Here is a 17,270-nt window from a genome sequence, read left to right as displayed (position 1 = left end):
GGGCATGGCTGTTTCGGTGCTGCCGGAATCGGCGCTGCGCACCGGCATGAAGGTTCTGACCGCCGCAGACGGCTTCCCGCCGCTGCCGCCGGTGCAGATCGGCCTGATGAAACGACCGGGCCTTTCCCCATCGCTGGTGAATGCCATCACCGACCATATCACCGCCTGCCTCGACAATATCTCACCGATGAGCGTGGTCGACGAGATGGACAGCGATGTGAAGACCTATCCGAAGATGCCGCGCCTGCGCGCCGGGCATATGCTGCCGGGCTGGTAGTCCGGCGGCGGATCGTGGAGCGCCCCCTGCTGACAAGCCGGTCTGAACGCGCCTATCGCGCGCGCAGCGTCGCTACCGCCAGCAGCGTATCGCCGCTGATTCCCGCAGAGCCGCTGCCATTGAACAGCATCATGATGGGATCTGTGGTGTTTTGCGCGTTGTCATACATGACGGTAAAACGCGCGACGAGCTTCTTTACCTTTTCCGGGTCCTGAAAATCCTTGATGTCGAAATATTTCTTCATCATCGCCACCTGCGTATCGACCGGGGCATTGCCGAGTTCGTCAGGAATGCCGAAGGTGGTGTTGATGAAACTCTGGATCGCGGTATCGGCAAGAATGGAATAATAGGACGTCGTGCCTGCCGCGATGCGCTTGAAATAAAGCGCCAGACGGACGCCGGCATTCTCTTCGCCCGCCTGCGTCTCCAGGGTCTGGGTCAGATAATTGTCCAGTGTCTCGTAGAGACCGCGCCGTGTCTGGATCAGGCTGCGGTCTTCGTGAAGGATATTGCCGTCAGAATCGAAGTTGAAGGCGGTGACGAGACGGCGGAAGACCGGATCCATTTCCTTGTTGAGATAGCTTTCGCCATCATCCAGTTTCGACGAGAACATCTTCTGCAGCTGTTCCTTCGTCACAGTTTTGGGATCGATGCCAAGCGATTCCATCGCGAATTCCGTGAGACGATCATTGCTCAGAAAATCCTTGAGCGTCTTGATCTTCTGCATCTCGCCCGTGAAATATTCCGCCTCCTTCTTGGCGGTTTCCTTGTCTTTCTCAGTGCCGAAAGCCGACTTCTTCTTGATGTAGTCAGCCGACATCGTCTGCATCTCGATTTCCGACTGTGCCAGCACCGGGGAGCCTAGGCTTCCGTCCGGTGCGAAGTTGAAAAGCTCCGCCAGTTTGACATAGCGCTCGTCTTTCAGCGTATAGACGTAGCTCTTTTTGTCCTGAAGATCGCTGGTGAGGACCTTGCGGATATCCGCCGCATTCACCTTGGCCGGATCGAGGCCGACGGCCTTCAGCGCATAATTATAGACTGCGCTGCTGTCGAGGAAATCCTTGACGGACGTGACGCTTCTAATGTCACTCTTGAATAAGGTCAGCGCCTTCTCGTCGGCGGCGTCATCCTTTTCGCCGTAATGGGTCATGTAGCCGCTTGTCGTGGTCGCGGTCTGCAGCGTCGTCTGCGGCGTCGTGCCGTCGGCAAGTGTTCCGTCCGTCTTGAAATTGAACGCGTTCCTCATGGCGAGGTAGCGCTTGTCGTTCTTGCCGAAAGTCGCGATGTAATTGTTCGGGTCGTTCAGGTCGCTGGTCAGGATGTTCTCGATCGTCGCCGTCACGATCGTCAGGTCGTTAAGGTCAAAGGCAACCTTGATATAGTTGAGGAGACGCGTATCCGAGAGCAGTTCGTCCACGGTCTTGATCGAACCGATCTTCGATTCGAAATAGTCGCGGTTCAGCGTGGCGACCGTCGGTGTCACGCGCGGTGCGCTGCTGATGTAGGCATCCGTCATCACCTTGATATTATCAGCTTTCTGCGCCCCGCCGGCGGCAACGGTGCCATCGTTTTTGAATTCGAAGGCGGCGGCGAGCTGTGCCATCTTGTTATATTGGGTAACGGCATTTGAAAGCGTCGTCTGTTCTGCGGTGATCGCGGCAAGCTTCGCTTCCCACTCGCTCTTGGGTGGCAGCACGGCTTCGAGCTGCGTCAGCTGGTCCTGCCTGGTAACTTTTTCCGCCTCGAGCGCCGTGCGCTGCTCGTCTGTCAGTTCCGTTCCCGCGAGCGAAGTGTCGATTGCGGCGATGCGCGCCGTGACCTCCGCGTGCAGTTCGATATTACCCTTCATGGTCAGCTTTTCGACCGCATCATTATAGGCAGCGCCAAATTTCTGATTGAGGTAGCTGTCGGGATCGGCGATGTCGCTCGTCATCAATCCCCGGATATGGGAATAGGTATAGGTCTTCTCATCGATGCTGAAGACCTGAAATATATAGGCGCGGGCCCTGTCGTTCTGGAGCAGCTGATCAACGTTGGTGACCGTGCCGATGATCGCCTTGTAATAGCGGGTCTCTTCGGCAAGGCTGTCATCCATGTCGGTGATCGACGTCCCGTAGAGCCCGATCATCTTGTCGAGCTGTGCCTCCGTCTGAACCGTCTTTGTCGAGGCCGTGAAATTGAAGGCAGCGGCAAATTCCCGATACCGCTCGTCCGTCAGCTTGTTGGCGAAGCTGTTCTGGTCGTTCAGGTCGCTCTCCAGCACCTTTTTCATGAAAGCCTTGGCATAGGTCATCTCGCCGAGGCCGAAGGCATCCATGGCATAGGAATAGAGCTGATAGTTATCGAGGAATTCATCGACGCTTTTCACATTGCCGATGTTTTCCTTGTAATATTTCGTCTGACGCTCGGTGATTGCCTGCTGCGACACGCGTGAAATGCTTGTCTTCATATCGCGGTTGATGAGGTCGTAGCTGAGATAAGTCGATACCATCCGAATGCCCCCTGGAGCCTCGCTCGTCCCCGTGGGACGTCGAAACTCCGCTTGAATCCGCCCCGCCATGCCTCCATCCGGAAGCGCGGCAGGGCCCGACGCGACTATGCAGGACGCGCCTTGCCCGGAGCTTGAAAGAGCACAATTTCGACCGGGATAAAAACCGCATTGTCCCGATCTCCTTTACCCGAGCGAAACCATGCCACAGTGTGTTTTGCTAACCATTTGGGAATGCAAAGTTTTCTTAACCGCGATTTTTAAGCAGTCTCGAACAGGCGGCGGATATTCTCCTGACATCAGAGGACGAAAAGTCCCGATGAGAAGACCGGAAACCGGCTCTCAGGTAAAACAAGGGTAGAATAAACATGACCAAGACCGTTCTGAAGCCCGACTGGGCCGTCGCCACTCTCAGGTTAGACCCGGCACGTTTTCCGCAACAGGTCACCTATGGAAAAGGCAATGGCGCGACCGATGTCGCCGTCACCCTCGATGAACGGGGCGCCGTTCTGAGAAAGGTTCTGTCCTCTTCCGGCCTGCCTCTGTCCTTCGCCCTGCCTGCCCGCGCCTTCAAGGGTGTTGCCGCCCGCGCCATCGACCATGGTGACGGGCAGGTGACGGTGACTCTCGAGCTGCATCACGACGATCCGGATCTTTGCGTTCCGCTTCTCGTCGCCCACGATCTGTGCGATATCGCCGCCGACTGGCGCAGCTGGTCCGAGGCCTACCGCATTCCCATGCTGATGGTGGAAGCCGATGGCGTCGCCCGTCCGCTGGAAGAACATCTCGGCAAGGTGCGCACCCAGAATACCCGTCCGCGCCGCCGCCATTCCTATTTCGCGGAGCGCCGCCCGCGCTTCCTCGTTCGCCGTTCCACCGGTTCGCTCGGCATGAGCATGAAGATCGAGGGCAAGGAAATCATCGCCCGCAACTGACTTCTTCATAACACAAAAAGCCCGGCGCGGATGACGCGACCGGGCTTTTTCGTATTCGCTATTCCCGCAGCTTACACCAGCAGCAGCGGCAGAATGAGCCCTGCGAAAATCAGCACGCCGACGCGGTTGTTGGATTTGAACAGCACGAGGCACTGGTCAACGTCATCGATATCAAGCACCCATACCTGCCGGAACAGCATGAGAGCCGCGGCGGCAAGTCCGCTATAGGCAATGACGTTAACACCCGCCGTCCAGAACGACAGGAACATCATGGCAAGGGCTGTGCCATAAAGGAAAACCAGCCAGCGATGTGTGTTTTCTCCAAACAGGAGGGCGGTAGAACCGATGCCCACCGCCGTGTCATCTTCCTTGTCCTGATGGGCGTAGATTGTATCATAACCGATCGTCCAGGCGATGGAGCCGACATAAAGCAGGACAGCCGGCCAGGCAATTGATCCGAACTGCCCCGCCCAGCCCATCAGCGCGCCCCAGGAAAAGGCAAGACCGAGGAAAAATTGCGGCCAGTTGGTGAAGCGCTTGGCGAAGGGATAGATCGCCACGAAGAACAGCGAGAACATACCGGTCGCGATTGCGAAACTGTTGAACTGCAGGAGGACGACCAGCCCGGCAAGCGCCTGCAGGACGATGAAGACCTTGGCCTGTCCGCGGCTCACCCGGCCCGACGGCAGCGGTCGCGAGCGGGTGCGCGCCACTGCCGTGTCGATCTTGTGGTCGGCCAGATCATTATAGGTGCAGCCCGCGCCGCGCATCGCCACCGATCCGATGAAGAACAGCACTAGGTGCCAGAGCAGCGTGCCCCAGGAAAAGCCGCCGGTCGACACCGCCGCGTTAGCCGCGAGGGCTGCGGACCAGAAGCATGGCCACATCAGCAATTGCCAGCCGATGGGTCGGTCCCACCGGGCCAGCTGCGCATAGGGCCAGAGGGGCCTCGGCAAAATCCGATAGACCCAGTTATTGGATGGCGCGTCGGAGACGCGGTCTGACAAATCGCTGTGGTGAACCATGGGATGGTTCTACAGCATCAGCCGCAAAATCGGAATGGATTTCAGCAGCCGACCGTACACGCAGAAAAGCCCCGCAGCTGTTCGCGGCGGGGCTTTTCAGGAGCATATCTCCACTCGTGTCAGGGCAGGGAGAAATTGAATTTGTAGCTCGCCTGAACCCCGATGATGAACTGGTTCTTCGAACCGCGCTCGCGCACGAGCGAACTGTCCGCGGCATCGCCGGTCAGGCGGCGATATTCCGCAAAGGAGCCGACTTCGGCATTTTCGGTGACTTTCCAGGTGATGGCGGCGCCGATACCGGCCGAATGCAGGCCGCCGCCCGGGCTATAGGGCGATGGCGCGCCGGCGGCCGTCTGTGCCGCACTCACACCGTAATAACGTTCATTGTATTTGCTGCTCACCCACGTGGCGCGCGGGCCGGCCGAAATCTGGATGCCGGGGGCGATATCGGTGAAGGCATCGACAGCGACATCTCCGACCACGCCGCTGTGGCTGCGGATGCCCTGACGAACTTCGCCGCGAACGCGCAGCCAGTCGGTCGGATAAGCCTCGGCAAAACCACCAAGCTCGCCGCCGCGCTTGATACGCGTCATGCCCTTCAGATCCGCAGAATCACCCTCATCACGTGGAGAAATCAGGCGGCCGGCGAGACCCATGCTGATCGGACCGTTATCCAGAAGCGAGATGGAGGCGCTGTCGTTCCGGGAGGTGAAACGGGCGCCCTGCCCCTGACGGCCGAGGGAAATGATGGGCGAAAAGCCGAATTCATTCTTGTTATCGCCCTGATATTTCGGCGCAGTGAAACCCGCGCCGCCGAGTTTCAGATACCAGTCGCCGGAAAACCAGCCAGCCGCATGGGCATTGCCCACGGCAAAAAGCGACAGGATACAGGCGGCGGCTGCCGCTGATGGCTTGAACATGAAAGAACCCCAGAAACGCAATACAGACAGGTGTCCGTAGAATTAGAGGGATTGTCTTTCCATTCGATTAACCAGTGCGTTAAGAAGCAGACGCCACTGCGAGGCTCACGACACGGCGCCAAACCTCTCGTTCGTCATGCTCGGGCCTGTCCCGAGCATCTGCGACCGAAGGACTTTACGCAACGTGGATAGATCCTCGGAACAAGCCCGAGGGTGACGCCGAGATTGCGGAGACGCTTGTCAATACTCTCCGCAATCCGGTCACTCGTCGCCCACACCGTCGTCAGAATGTCACCTTCTCCAGCGGCGCCCGGGTCTTCTCAAACTCCAGCAGCTTTGCCTCGTTCTGCGCAATGTAGTCGCGATTATGCGGCACGGCATCGCGATCCTTGGCGATCTGGATCTGGAAGATGTGGAAGTTTTCATGGGTGAAGGCCATTTCCGACCCCGCCAGATAAAACTCCCACATGCGGAAGAAGCGCTCATCGTAAAGCGCGATCGCTTCTGCCTTGCGTGCCACGAAACGTTCCCGCCAGTGGCGAAGCGTATGGGCATAATGCATGGGCAGAATTTCGATATCCTTTACGAGCAGCCGCGACTTCTCGAGGGCCGGCAACACTTCCGCGAGCGATGGGATATAGCCGCCGGGGAAAATATATTTTTCGATGAAGGGGTTGGTCGCCAGTGCCGGATAGGGCTGACCGATGGAATGCAGCACCATCACGCCCTTGTCATCAAGCACCTCCGCCACCTTCTCGAAATAGTCGCGATAATGGGTCGGCCCGACATGTTCGAACATGCCGACGGAGACGATGCGGTCGTATTTTTTCGAGGCAGGCAGATAACGATAATCCTGCAACTCGAAGCGGACATTGCCGGCAAGACCGCGTTTTGCGGCTCGGTCGCGGGAAACGCGCAGCTGTTCCTCGCTAAGCGTGATGCCGGTGACATCGGCTCCGGCGCTCTCGGCGATATACATGGCCATGCCGCCCCAGCCGGAGCCGATTTCCAGAACACTCTGGCCCGGCTCCGTCATCAGCTTGGCGGCAATGTGCCGCTTTTTCGCGACCTGCGCCTCATAGAGGCTGATGCCGGGCGGATTGAAATAGGCGCAGGAATATTGCCAGTCCTCATCGAGAAAGAGGTCAAACAGCTTTGCGCTCAGATCATAATGGTGGGCGACGTTGCTCTTGTTGTGATTGACCGGCAGATGCATCTTGATGCGGGCGGCGATGATGCGAGCCATGCCACGCCAGATCATGCCGAAGGACAGGGCTTCGCTCAGCGTATTGCTTTTGACCAGCGCCAGAAAATCATAAATGTCGCCTTCCGCGACCTTCACGCGGCCTTCCATGTACATTTCAGCAAGCTTGAGCGCCGGATCGGCGGCAATCTCCTGCATGGCGGCTTCGTCGGTGAAGTCGAGAACCACCTTTTTTCCGGCACCATTGCCGAATGTGCGGCTGCCGCCGGGGCTGTTGACGGTCAGATCACCGTTCTTGATTATCTTTTCGAGAAGAACATGCAGAGACGACGCCATGGCACCCCCAATTGCTAAGTCTCACTTATCAATTTTGCTGACCGTATTCCTTTCGGCATAAGTTGCAAGATAGTCTTATTTCAAAAAAATTGAACGATTTCATCAAGCAAAAAGCCCTGCCGAGGTGTATGGCAGGGCTTTACTCAGAAAAATCATTTCAACCGCAGGTCAGCGCCGCTTCATGGCTTCAGCCAGGGCAGCTGCCAGTGCACCACCGGATTGCGACCCCTCGTTGCGATCTTTGGGCTTGGCTGTCGCGTGGCGCATGGCGTTGGTATTGCCCCTCTCCCGCATCGGCTGCGGCGCAGCCTCACCACCATCCTTACGCATGGTCAGCCCGATGCGCTTGCGCTTCACATCCACTTCAACGACTCGCACCTTGACGACATCACCCGCCTTGACGAACTCATGCGGGTCTTTGACGAAACGGTCGGCGAGCTGCGAGACATGCACCAGCCCGTCCTGATGCACGCCGATATCCACGAAGGCGCCGAAGGCAGCCACATTGGTAACGGTGCCTTCCAGCAACATGCCGGGTTTCAGATCGGTGATCTCGTCCACACCCTCGGCAAAGGTCGCGGTCTTGAAGCTCGGGCGCGGGTCACGGCCGGGCTTTTCCAGTTCGGCGATGATGTCCTTGACGGTCGGCAGGCCGAACTGCTCATCTATGAACTTCTTAGGGTCAAGCGACTTCAAGGTGGCGCTATCGCCCATCAGCGAGCGCAGATCGCGGCCGCAGGCGGCGACGATCTTCTTCGCCACGCCATAGGCTTCCGGGTGAACGGACGAAGCATCGAGCGGCTCCTTGCCGTTTGGAATGCGCAGGAAGCCCGCGCATTGTTCGAAGGTACGCTGGCCGAGGCGCGGCACTTTGAGCAATTCCTTGCGGCTCGCGAATGGACCGGTCTGATCGCGATGGGCAACGATGGCATCGGCAATCGAGGCACCGAGACCGGAAACCCGCGCCAGAAGCGGCGACGAGGCCGTGTTGAGGTCTACGCCGACGGCATTCACGGCATCTTCCACGACAGCATCGAGCGAGCGGCTGAGGCGGCCCTGATCGACATCGTGCTGGTATTGACCGACGCCGATAGATTTCGGCTCGATCTTCACCAGTTCCGCCAGCGGGTCCTGAAGGCGGCGGGCGATCGAGACCGCGCCGCGCAGCGATACATCGAGATTGGGGAATTCAGCCGCCGCCCGTTCCGAAGCGGAATAGACGGATGCGCCCGCCTCCGACACGATTACCTTGGTGGGCTTTGTACCTGAAGCGGAAGCCGGCATCTGGGCCAGAAGATCGGCCACCAGCTTTTCCGTCTCGCGGCTGCCGGTGCCATTGCCGATGGCGATCAGCTCGACATTGTGCTTGCGAATGAGCAAGGCGAGTTCCGCCTGCGCGCCGCGCACGTCGTTCTTCGGCTGGAAGGGGTAAACCGTCGAGGTGTCCAGCAGCTTGCCGGTGCCATCGACCACGGCCACCTTGACGCCGGTGCGGATGCCCGGATCGAGACCCATGGTGGCGCGCGATCCGGCGGGGGCGGCCAGCAGGAGATCCTTGAGGTTCCGTGCGAAGACATTGATCGCCTCTTCTTCCGCCCGCTCACGCAACTCGCGCATCAGGTCGAGCGATAGCGACATGGAGAGTTTCACGCGCCAGGTCCAGCCGGCGACCTCCATCAGCCATTGATCGGCGGGGCCAGCATTGCGGATATCGAAGGCGGCGGCGATGGTGCGCTGCGCCGGCTTCACCGGTGCGGGATCGTCTGCATCGACATCGATCGTCAATGTCAGAATTTCCTCGTTCCAGCCGCGCAGCATGGCGAGCGCCCGGTGGCCCGGCACCGTCGCCCAGCGTTCGGAATGGTCGAAATAATCGGAAAACTTCTCGCCGGCCGCCTGTTTGCCATCCACCACCTTGGCGCGGAAGGTGGCGTTCTGGCGCATGTAATCGCGCAGGCGGCCAAGCAGATCGGCATTTTCCGTCATGGTTTCAGCCACGATGTCTCGCGCGCCCTCGAGCGCCGCCTTCACATCGGCCACCTCGCCCTGCACATAGGCCTCCGCCAGTTTCGCCGGATCGGCGGCGCGGTTTTCCCATATGGCTTCGGCAAGCGGGCCAAGACCCCTTTCGCGGGCGATTTCGGCACGGGTGCGGCGCTTCGGCTTATAGGGCAGGTAGAGGTCTTCCAGCTCGGCCTTGGTGCCCGCCTGCATTATCTTGACCATCAGCTCATCGGTCATCTTTCCCTGCCCGCTGATGGAATCGACGATGGAAGAGCGACGGGCATTGAGTTCGCGCAGATAGACAAGGCGTTCGGAAAGCGTGCGCAGCTGGGTATCGTCAAGCCCTCCCGTCACTTCCTTGCGGTATCTGGCGATGAAGGGAACGGTCGCGCCCTCGTCCAGCAGGGTCACCGCCGCCTTTACCTGATCGGGGCGGGCGTTGATTTCGGAGGCGATGAGCGTGGCGAGGCGGGCGTTGTCTGCGGTCATATGGGTCTCTGCTGTCATATCTGGAGCGGCGACCATAATGTCTGATTGTGGCGTGACAACAAGAGGCGACAACGATTCCACAGGAAAGGCTGACTTCAGGGGAAAGACAGGCAATTCATCGTAGTGACCGCGGCGTCTCGAAAAGCGATTTCTGATGCAGAACGGCACCATCCGCACACCGTCACCCCGGACTTGATCCGGGGTCCAGTGCGATCAAGTCCTTGATCGCTTAAGACTCTTTCACGGCGCAGACGCGCCGTGGCTGGATGCCGGATCAAGTCCGGCATGACGGAGGAGGGATTTGCAGCCTCTATTCGCAGGCTCCATGCGCGGCAATCGCCACATATTCGTCTTGACCTTTCGCCCCCCTGCCCTTAACGCCGCTGACACAAGGTTACTGGCGAATTTGCAGGGGTATTGACCATGAAAGTTCTGTTGATCGGTTCCGGCGGACGCGAACATGCGCTGGCGTGGAAAATCGCCCAGTCCCCCCTGCTTGATGCGCTCTACGCCGCCCCCGGCAATCCCGGCATCGCCGACCATGCGACGCTCGTGGAGCTGAACGTGGAAGATCATGCTGCCGTCATCGCCTTTGCGAAAGAAAAGGCAATCGACTTCGTCGTCATCGGCCCGGAAGCGCCGCTGGTCGCCGGTCTGGCGGATGACCTGCGTGCCGCCGGCATCGCCACTTTCGGGCCATCGAAAGCGGCAGCTCAGCTGGAGGGTTCCAAGGGTTTCACGAAGGATCTCTGCGCGCGCTACGATATTCCGACCGGCGCTTACCAGCGTTTCAAATCCGCAGAGCCGGCCAAGGACTATGTCCGCGCACAGGGTGCGCCCATCGTCATCAAGGCCGACGGGCTTGCCGCCGGCAAGGGCGTGACCGTGGCCATGACGGAAGCGGAAGCGCTTGCCGCGATTGACGACTGCTTCGACGGCGCTTTCGGCGCGGCCGGCGCCGAAGTGGTGGTGGAGGCCTTCCTCGATGGCGAGGAAGCGAGCTTCTTCTGCCTTTCCGACGGCAAGACCGCGCTGGCGCTCGCCACCGCGCAGGATCACAAGCGTGTCGGCGATGGCGATACCGGCCCGAACACCGGCGGCATGGGCGCCTATTCGCCCGCCCCCGTAATGACCGCGACCATGGTGGAGCGCACCATGAAAGAAATCATCGAGCCGACGATCTCGGGCATGGCGAAAGATGGTAATCCCTTCTCCGGCGTGTTCTTTGCTGGACTGATGATTACCGCCAAGGGCCCGGAACTCATTGAATACAACGTGCGCTTCGGCGATCCGGAATGCCAGGTGCTGATGATGCGCCTGAAAAGTGATCTGCTGCCCATCCTCTACGCCACGGCCACTGGCACACTGGACAGGGTTGACGCGGAATGGCGCGACGAGGCTGCGCTGACCGTCGTCCTGGCTTCCAAGGGTTACCCCGGCGCATACGACAAGAACACGCCGATCGCGCATATTCCTGAAGCGAGCGAAGAAGCGAAGGTGTTCCATGCCGGGACTGCGTTGAAGGACGACAGGCTGGTGGCTACGGGTGGCCGCGTGCTGAACGTTACCGCCCTTGGAAAGACCGTGACGGAGGCGCAGGCCCACGCCTATGCGCTGGCGGACAGGGTGGAGTGGGAAAACGGCTTTTGCCGGCGCGATATCGGCTGGCAGGCTGTGGCGCGCGAAAAGGCCTGATTTTTAGATCAAACGGGCCGGCAACGAATATTTCGTTCAATTTTTACCAAGTTTGCTGACCCGATGGAAACGAAACGCCGGTAATACTTGCCCGAACATGGAATGGCGCACTTTGCCCGTATCACGAGGCGGCGCCGTTATTTGGGGGCTTTTTCGATGCGGCGTCTTCTTCTGACAGCGATTGTCGTGCTGACCGGCGGGTCTGCCATGGCGTCTTCCATCGAATATATCAACGGTGTTCATACCACCAATGGCAGCTTCATCCGTCGCGACTGCACGGGTTGCCAGCAGGTCAAGGAGAAAACCGCGGCGCAGGTTTACAGCATTCCTTCCATAGAACCCGGGACCCAGCACACGGAAATGCGGGAAGTGGATGGCAAGCAGACGCTGGTGCGCACGGAAGCATGGCTCGGCGGCGCGCCCGTGACATTTGTCAGCACCAATCCGGCATGGATGCCGAAGGAAGCGTCTGGCACCGCAATCGCCACCTATGACGACGCGGAGCCCGCGGCGCACACGCAGGAAACCGCTGCGACGCCCGGCGGCATAGACATGACGACCACCACTGCGGCTACTAGGGAAATTTCGAGTACCGATGCGGCGGCCTCCTCACGCGCTTCTGCCTTGCCCGCTCCGACCACCTTCCCGGACTTCCAATTGCGCGGCAACTGACCTGCGGATTGGATGACAAATGTCAAACAATCGCGTCCGCGCTGTATTTTTCAAGGCCATCAGCAACCATTGGGGGAATTAAAAATCCCCGAGAGGTTATTCCGCCGGCTGGCGTGATAAAGCTTCCACTAATTAAATATATCTTCAAATTTTTGGCTGCTAAGTCATCTCATGGTGCAATGCAGCACAGCATGAGGCCTTGGGCGGATGCCGCTCTTCAGGCCCTTCCCGGCGCATCATGCGCTTCTCCCTTTTCCGAAACACCGGCAGCGCGCGGCAAAGCGAGGCGCGCGAGGCCAAACGCTTGTGAGCGCCCATGAAGAACCTTTCCATCTCCCGTCAGTTGATCGTTCTCGTAGTGGCCCTGATGGCCGCCTTCGCCGTGGCAACCTTCTACCAGCTCAAGTCCGCCACCGACGCGATCTATGAGGAACGCTACGGAATGCTGCGGACTCAGGTGCAGTCGGCCATCTCCATCCTGCAATCCTTCCACGACAAGGAAAAGGCCGGCACCCTTTCGCGCGACGAGGCCATGAAGCAGGCTTATGCAACCGTCAGCGCCATACGCTTCACCCCGGATGGCTACCTCTTCGGATATGATTACGATGTGACGATGAAGTTCCATCCCGATGCCAAGCGCGTCGGCGAGAACTTCAAGGGCAAGCCTGACAGCAAGGGTTTCGCTTATCGTGACGAGCTGGTGCGGCTTGGTCGCAATGGCGGCGGCCAGACAGATTTCTACGGCCCGAAGCCCGGCATGGAAGGCAATGACTACGCCAAGAGCTCCTATGCACTTGCCTTCGAACCCTGGCAGGTGGTGGTCGTGACCGGCGTTTACATCGATGATCTGAACGCACAGGTGCGCGGCGAGGTGATGAAGGCGCTATCCATCGGCGCGTTGATCTTCGTGCTGGCGCTTGCAGCCGCTTTCTATGTCATCCGTGGTATCTCGAAGCCCCTCGGCGATATTCACCGCGCGCTTGGCGAAGTCGCCAATGAAAACGTCTCGCTCGCCATTCCCCATACTGGCCTCACCAACGAAGTGGGCATGATGGCGAAGGCTACTGCCTCGCTTCAGGACAAGGTACGCGAGCGCCATGCCATGCAGCGCCGTGAGGAAGAACAGCAGCAACAGCTCAATGCCGAGCGCCAGAACAACCTCGACATGCAGCGCGACGAGGCAGAATTGCAGGCGCGTGTGGTCGCCACCATCGGCGAGGCGCTGGAAAAGCTGGCCGGCGGCGATCTGACCGTGCGCTGCGGCGACCTCGGCAACCGTTACGCAGCGCTGCGCGCCAATTTCAACGAAGCCCTGACCCATCTCGATGCCGCCATGGCCAAGGTGAACTCCAAGAGCATCGACATTGGCGGCTCAAAGGAAGAAATCCGCAAGGCCTCCAACGAGCTATCACAGCGTACCGAACGGCAGGCTGCCAATCTGGAAGAGACCTCCGCAGCGCTTGACGAACTGACCGTTGCGGTGCGCCAGACGGCGGAAGGAGCAGCTGACGCCGCCAAGCGTGTCACCACCGTCAGCTCGGAAGCCATGCGCAGCGACCGTGTGGTGGAAGAAGCGATCATGGCGATGAGCGGCATCGAGCAGTCTTCCGACCAGATTTCCAACATCATCGGCGTGATCGACGATATCGCCTTCCAGACCAACCTTCTGGCACTGAATGCTGGCGTCGAAGCTGCTCGCGCGGGTGAGGCTGGCAAGGGCTTTGCCGTGGTAGCGCAGGAAGTGCGCGAACTCGCACAGAAATCCGCGGCTGCCGCCAAAGAGATCAAGGACCAGATCGCCCGCTCTTCCGCCCAGGTGGAAAATGGCGTGCGGCTTGTGGGCGAGGCCGGCGATGCACTGAAGCGAATTTCGGACCAGATCAAATCCGCTAACGAGATCGTCAGCAAGATCGCCCATTCGGCAGCCGAGCAGGATACGACGCTGCGCTCGATCTCCTCATCGCTCAACCAGCTCGACGTCGCCACCCAGCACAATGCGGCCATGGCGGAAGAAACCACGGCTTCAGCGGAAGCGCTTGCCGTGGACACCGAGGAACTGTTGAACCTCATCCGCGGCTTCCGCGTGTCGTCCGGTCACCAGCTTCATGCCATGGCGCATGAGATGCGCATGGCGGGGTGATACGCCGCAAGACTATCGATGAACAAAGGCGCCGGGGAACTCCGGCGCTTTTCTTTTAACGGGTCAGCACATCCAGCCGGTCGATATCGGCAGGTGAAAAAACGGCAATACCAGCTTTTTCGAGCAGCGCCGCCGTCACCCCATTGCCCGCATGTTTGACGCCAGAAAACGAACCGTCATAGATCGCAACCGATCCACAGGACGGGCTGCCGTCGATCAGAAGCGCGTATGTGCAGGCATTGGCCCTCGCAAAGGCCAGCGCCCTTTCTGCGCCGGCAATGAATTGCGCCGTGACATCGCCGCCGGTCACCTCTAGCACGCGGGCGCGGCCCTCCAGCACATCGAGACCGGAGGCACGATCTTCGATTTCCGCCGGCGGGCGCGGCACGGGCATACCGCCCGCCATCTCCGGACAGATCGCCACCAGCCTGCCTTCGCTGCGCCAGCGGTCGATCGCCGGGTGGAAGAAGGGCTTGCCTCTGCCGTCGTAACGGACAGGTTGGCCGAGGAGGCAGGCGCTGATGAGGATTTTGGAGGTGGGGTGGGTCAATGGGAAGTTATCCTGCGGGAGTTGAGGCTGTGGCTTAACCCCTCTGCCCCGCCGGGCATCTCCCCCTCAAGGGGGGAGATCGGCGAGAGGCATGCTCCCCCTCTTCCCGAAACGTTCAATGTGGTTGAGAGCTCGCCACAAGTCGATCTCCCCCCTTGAGGGGGAGATGTCCGGCAGGACAGAGGGGGGTGAACCGCGCACACTGACATGTACGGCTACCCCAACCCTATCAGCCCGTTATCTTCGAGAAATCCGCAACCGTGCCAGTTGCCTCGCGAATGGCCTTCAGCAACGCCAGACGGTTTGCGCGGATGGCCGCGTCCTCGTCGTTGACGAGCACATCTTCGAAGAATTTATCGACGGGCGCGCGAAGCGTCGAAAGCGCCTGCATGGCAGAGCGGAAATCTTCGCCGGCAACAGCCTTCGCGGCATCGGCAGACGCGGTCTTGATCGCCGCATAAAGCGCCTTTTCGGCATCGAGCTTCAACAACTCTTCCGAAACGCCATCCGCCACCACAGTCCCCTTCTTCTCCTCCGCGGCCAGAAGCTGGGTGGCGCGCTTGGCGCCTGCCAGAAGGTTACGGCCATCCTCACCGGTGATGAAGGCGGTGAGCGCTTCGACACGGCGGGCGATCATCAGCAGGTCGTCGGATTCCGGCGTCAGGACGGCGTCGATCAGATCGTAACGCGCGCCGAGATCGCGGAGATAGACCTTCAGACGGTCGTGGAAGAAGGAGAGAAGGTCCGGATCCTTGGCAACGCTCAGCAGTGGCAGCCGCACGTTCTTCTCAAGCAGAATACGCACCACACCCAGCGCCGCACGGCGCAGCGCGAAGGGGTCCTTCGAGCCGGTGGGCTTCTCATCGATGGCCCAGAAGCCGGCGAGGGTGTCGAGTTTGTCGGCCAAAGCGACCGTGATCGCCACCTTGTCGGCCGGCAGGCGGTCGGAAGGACCCTGCGGCTTGTAGTGATCTTCGATGGCGGCCGCGACGCTTTCGTTCTCGCCCTGAAGCGCCGCATATTTGCGGCCCATCAGGCCCTGAAGCTCGGGGAATTCGCCGACGGCTTCGGTGCGCAGGTCGGCCTTGGCCAGCACAACGGCGCGGTCCACCAGCGCGGCATCGGCGCCGACGATCGGGGCCAGCGTCTTCGCCAGTTCGCGGATGCGGGATACGCGCTCGCCCTGCGTGCCGAGCTTGGCGTGAAAGGTGACGTTGAGCGCATCGAGCTTCGCCATGCGCTGGTCGAGCGGCTTTTTAAGATCGAGGCTGAATTTTGCAGCCGAGTCCTTCAACGTCTCAAGATCGGGCAGATCACCCTGGTCACGGGTCCAGAAATGGCGGGCATCCGACAGGCGCGCGCGCACGACCTTGCCATTGCCGTGGATGATTTCCTTGCCGCCATCACTCGCTTCGATGTTCGAGACAAGGATGAAGCGGTTGGAAAGGCCCTCTTCCGCACCCTGGTTGCGGGTGACGAAACACTTCTGGTTGGTCTTGATGGTGAGGCGGATGATTTCTGCGGGGATTTGCAGATAGTCCTCTTCGAAAGTGCCCATCAGCACCTGCGGCCATTCGACCAGGCCGGAAACTTCTTCCAGCAGGCCTTCGTCTTCCACAAGGTCGAGCCCGTTAGCGAAAGCGAGGTCCTTGGCGTCGTGCAGGATGATGTCCTTACGGCGCTCGGCATCGAGAATGACCTTCGCCTTTTCGAGGCTTGAGACATAATCCTCGAAACGGCGCACGGTGATCGGACCCGGCGCATGGAAACGATGGCCATAGGTGACGTTACCGGCAACGATACCATCGATGGCAAACGGGATGACCTGCGTTTCATCGTGTTCGGGGCCGAACAGGCAGACAATGGACTGCAGCGGCCGCACCCAACGCAGGCTTTCCGAACCTTTGCCTTCGATACCGGCATAGCTGGAGCCTTTCGGCATCGAAGCGGGGCCGGAGCGCATGGATTTCGGCCAGGGGAAAGAGCGGATGATGCCGGGCATCACCTCGGCGATGATCTCTTCCGCCGGACGGCCCGGCTTGTTGATGATGGCGATGTAGAAATCACCCTTCTTCGGATCGGAAACAACCTGCGCTTCCGAGATATCGTTGAGGCCTGCGCCACGCAGGAAGCCTTCGATGGCCTTTTCATTGGCATCGGTGCGCGGACCCTTCTTTTCCTCACGCACATCGGCCGAGCGGGCGTTGAGGCCACGAATATCCAGCGTCAGGCGACGCGGTGTCCAATATTCACGCGCACCTTCATAGGTCAGCCCTCTCTCCACCAAGGCATCGGTGACGAGTTTCTTCAGATCGCCCGCCGCCTTGCGCTGCATGCGGGCAGGGATTTCCTCGGAGCGAAGTTCAAGCAGAAGATCGGGCATGGGATAAGGACTTTTATCTGTTGCAAAAGAGTGTCGCGGACTTAGCAAGACCAGCGGCAAAAGTCACCAGCTATCGGTTAAATTACCGCGGCAGGCATCACCTGCCGCGGTAATTTAACCGATAGCTGGTGACTTTTGCCGCTGGTCTTGCT

The 17,270-nt window shown here is 59.7% G+C and carries 11 protein-coding genes and 1 pseudogene; 5 read left to right on the top strand and 7 right to left on the bottom strand.

What is annotated here, in order from left to right; translation table 11 throughout:
* Positions 1-277: pseudogene (locus DOU54_RS28205) on the top strand (LysR family transcriptional regulator); the annotation flags it as partial.
* 52 nt (positions 278-329) lie between these two features.
* On the opposite strand, the gene DOU54_RS17080 reads toward DOU54_RS28205, so the two are convergent.
* Positions 330-2,768 carry a DUF1217 domain-containing protein gene (locus tag DOU54_RS17080; RefSeq protein ID WP_022555670.1) on the bottom strand — a complete coding sequence of 813 codons (2,439 nt, stop codon included), beginning with the start codon at positions 2,766-2,768 and terminating at the stop codon, positions 330-332.
* Between the two features lie 365 nt (positions 2,769-3,133).
* Between DOU54_RS17080 and DOU54_RS17075 the strand changes: the two genes are divergently transcribed.
* Complete coding sequence (locus tag DOU54_RS17075; protein WP_004440141.1) at positions 3,134-3,700, top strand: DUF6101 family protein; 567 nt, start codon at positions 3,134-3,136, stop codon at positions 3,698-3,700.
* A 71-nt stretch (positions 3,701-3,771) separates the two neighbouring features.
* Here the strand turns inward: DOU54_RS17075 and ubiA are convergent, their stop codons facing one another.
* The 4 genes from ubiA to DOU54_RS17055 all read right to left on the bottom strand — a co-directional run bounded on the left by ubiA (position 3,772) and on the right by DOU54_RS17055 (position 9,678).
* On the bottom strand, positions 3,772-4,725 hold the full coding sequence (gene ubiA, locus DOU54_RS17070) for a 4-hydroxybenzoate octaprenyltransferase (RefSeq protein WP_107340501.1): 954 nt from the start codon (positions 4,723-4,725) through the stop codon (positions 3,772-3,774).
* 119 nt (positions 4,726-4,844) lie between these two features.
* On the bottom strand, positions 4,845-5,645 hold the full coding sequence (locus tag DOU54_RS17065) for a MipA/OmpV family protein (protein WP_113731711.1): 801 nt from the start codon (positions 5,643-5,645) through the stop codon (positions 4,845-4,847).
* 283 nt (positions 5,646-5,928) lie between these two features.
* Entirely contained in the window at positions 5,929-7,185 is a 1,257-nt protein-coding gene (locus DOU54_RS17060; protein WP_045532680.1) for a cyclopropane fatty acid synthase, read from the bottom strand.
* 168 nt (positions 7,186-7,353) lie between these two features.
* Entirely contained in the window at positions 7,354-9,678 is a 2,325-nt protein-coding gene (locus DOU54_RS17055) for a Tex family protein (RefSeq protein WP_113380954.1), read from the bottom strand.
* Between the two features lie 423 nt (positions 9,679-10,101).
* Here DOU54_RS17055 and purD point away from each other — a divergent pair, with 423 nt between their 5' ends.
* The 3 genes from purD to DOU54_RS17040 all read left to right on the top strand — a co-directional run bounded on the left by purD (position 10,102) and on the right by DOU54_RS17040 (position 14,185).
* Positions 10,102-11,373 (top strand): phosphoribosylamine--glycine ligase, encoded by a 1,272-nt coding sequence (gene purD / locus DOU54_RS17050; RefSeq protein ID WP_113380953.1) that lies wholly within the window; start codon positions 10,102-10,104, stop codon positions 11,371-11,373.
* Between the two features lie 156 nt (positions 11,374-11,529).
* A complete protein-coding gene (locus DOU54_RS17045) occupies positions 11,530-12,045 on the top strand; it encodes a plant virulence effector HPE1-like domain-containing protein (protein WP_113380990.1) in 516 nt (171 codons plus the stop codon).
* Positions 12,046-12,361: 316 nt separating this feature from the next.
* Positions 12,362-14,185, top strand: a complete 1,824-nt coding sequence (locus tag DOU54_RS17040) for a methyl-accepting chemotaxis protein (RefSeq protein ID WP_113380952.1) — start codon at positions 12,362-12,364, stop codon at positions 14,183-14,185.
* Positions 14,186-14,240: 55 nt separating this feature from the next.
* Here the strand turns inward: DOU54_RS17040 and DOU54_RS17035 are convergent, their stop codons facing one another.
* Positions 14,241-14,735, bottom strand: coding sequence for a 2-thiouracil desulfurase family protein (locus DOU54_RS17035; RefSeq protein ID WP_006699481.1), 495 nt, complete (start codon positions 14,733-14,735; stop codon positions 14,241-14,243).
* A gap of 229 nt (positions 14,736-14,964) precedes the next feature.
* On the bottom strand, positions 14,965-17,118 hold the full coding sequence (gene glyS, locus DOU54_RS17025) for a glycine--tRNA ligase subunit beta (protein WP_113380951.1): 2,154 nt from the start codon (positions 17,116-17,118) through the stop codon (positions 14,965-14,967).
* Positions 17,119-17,270 lie beyond the last annotated feature (152 nt).

Origin of the sequence: Agrobacterium sp. MS2 (genome assembly GCF_003261015.1) — a bacterium.
Taxonomy (GTDB): domain Bacteria; phylum Pseudomonadota; class Alphaproteobacteria; order Rhizobiales; family Rhizobiaceae; genus Agrobacterium; species Agrobacterium pusense.
The sequence above is the reverse complement of the archived record's forward strand: the minus strand, read 5'-3'. Positions and strand labels throughout refer to the sequence as shown.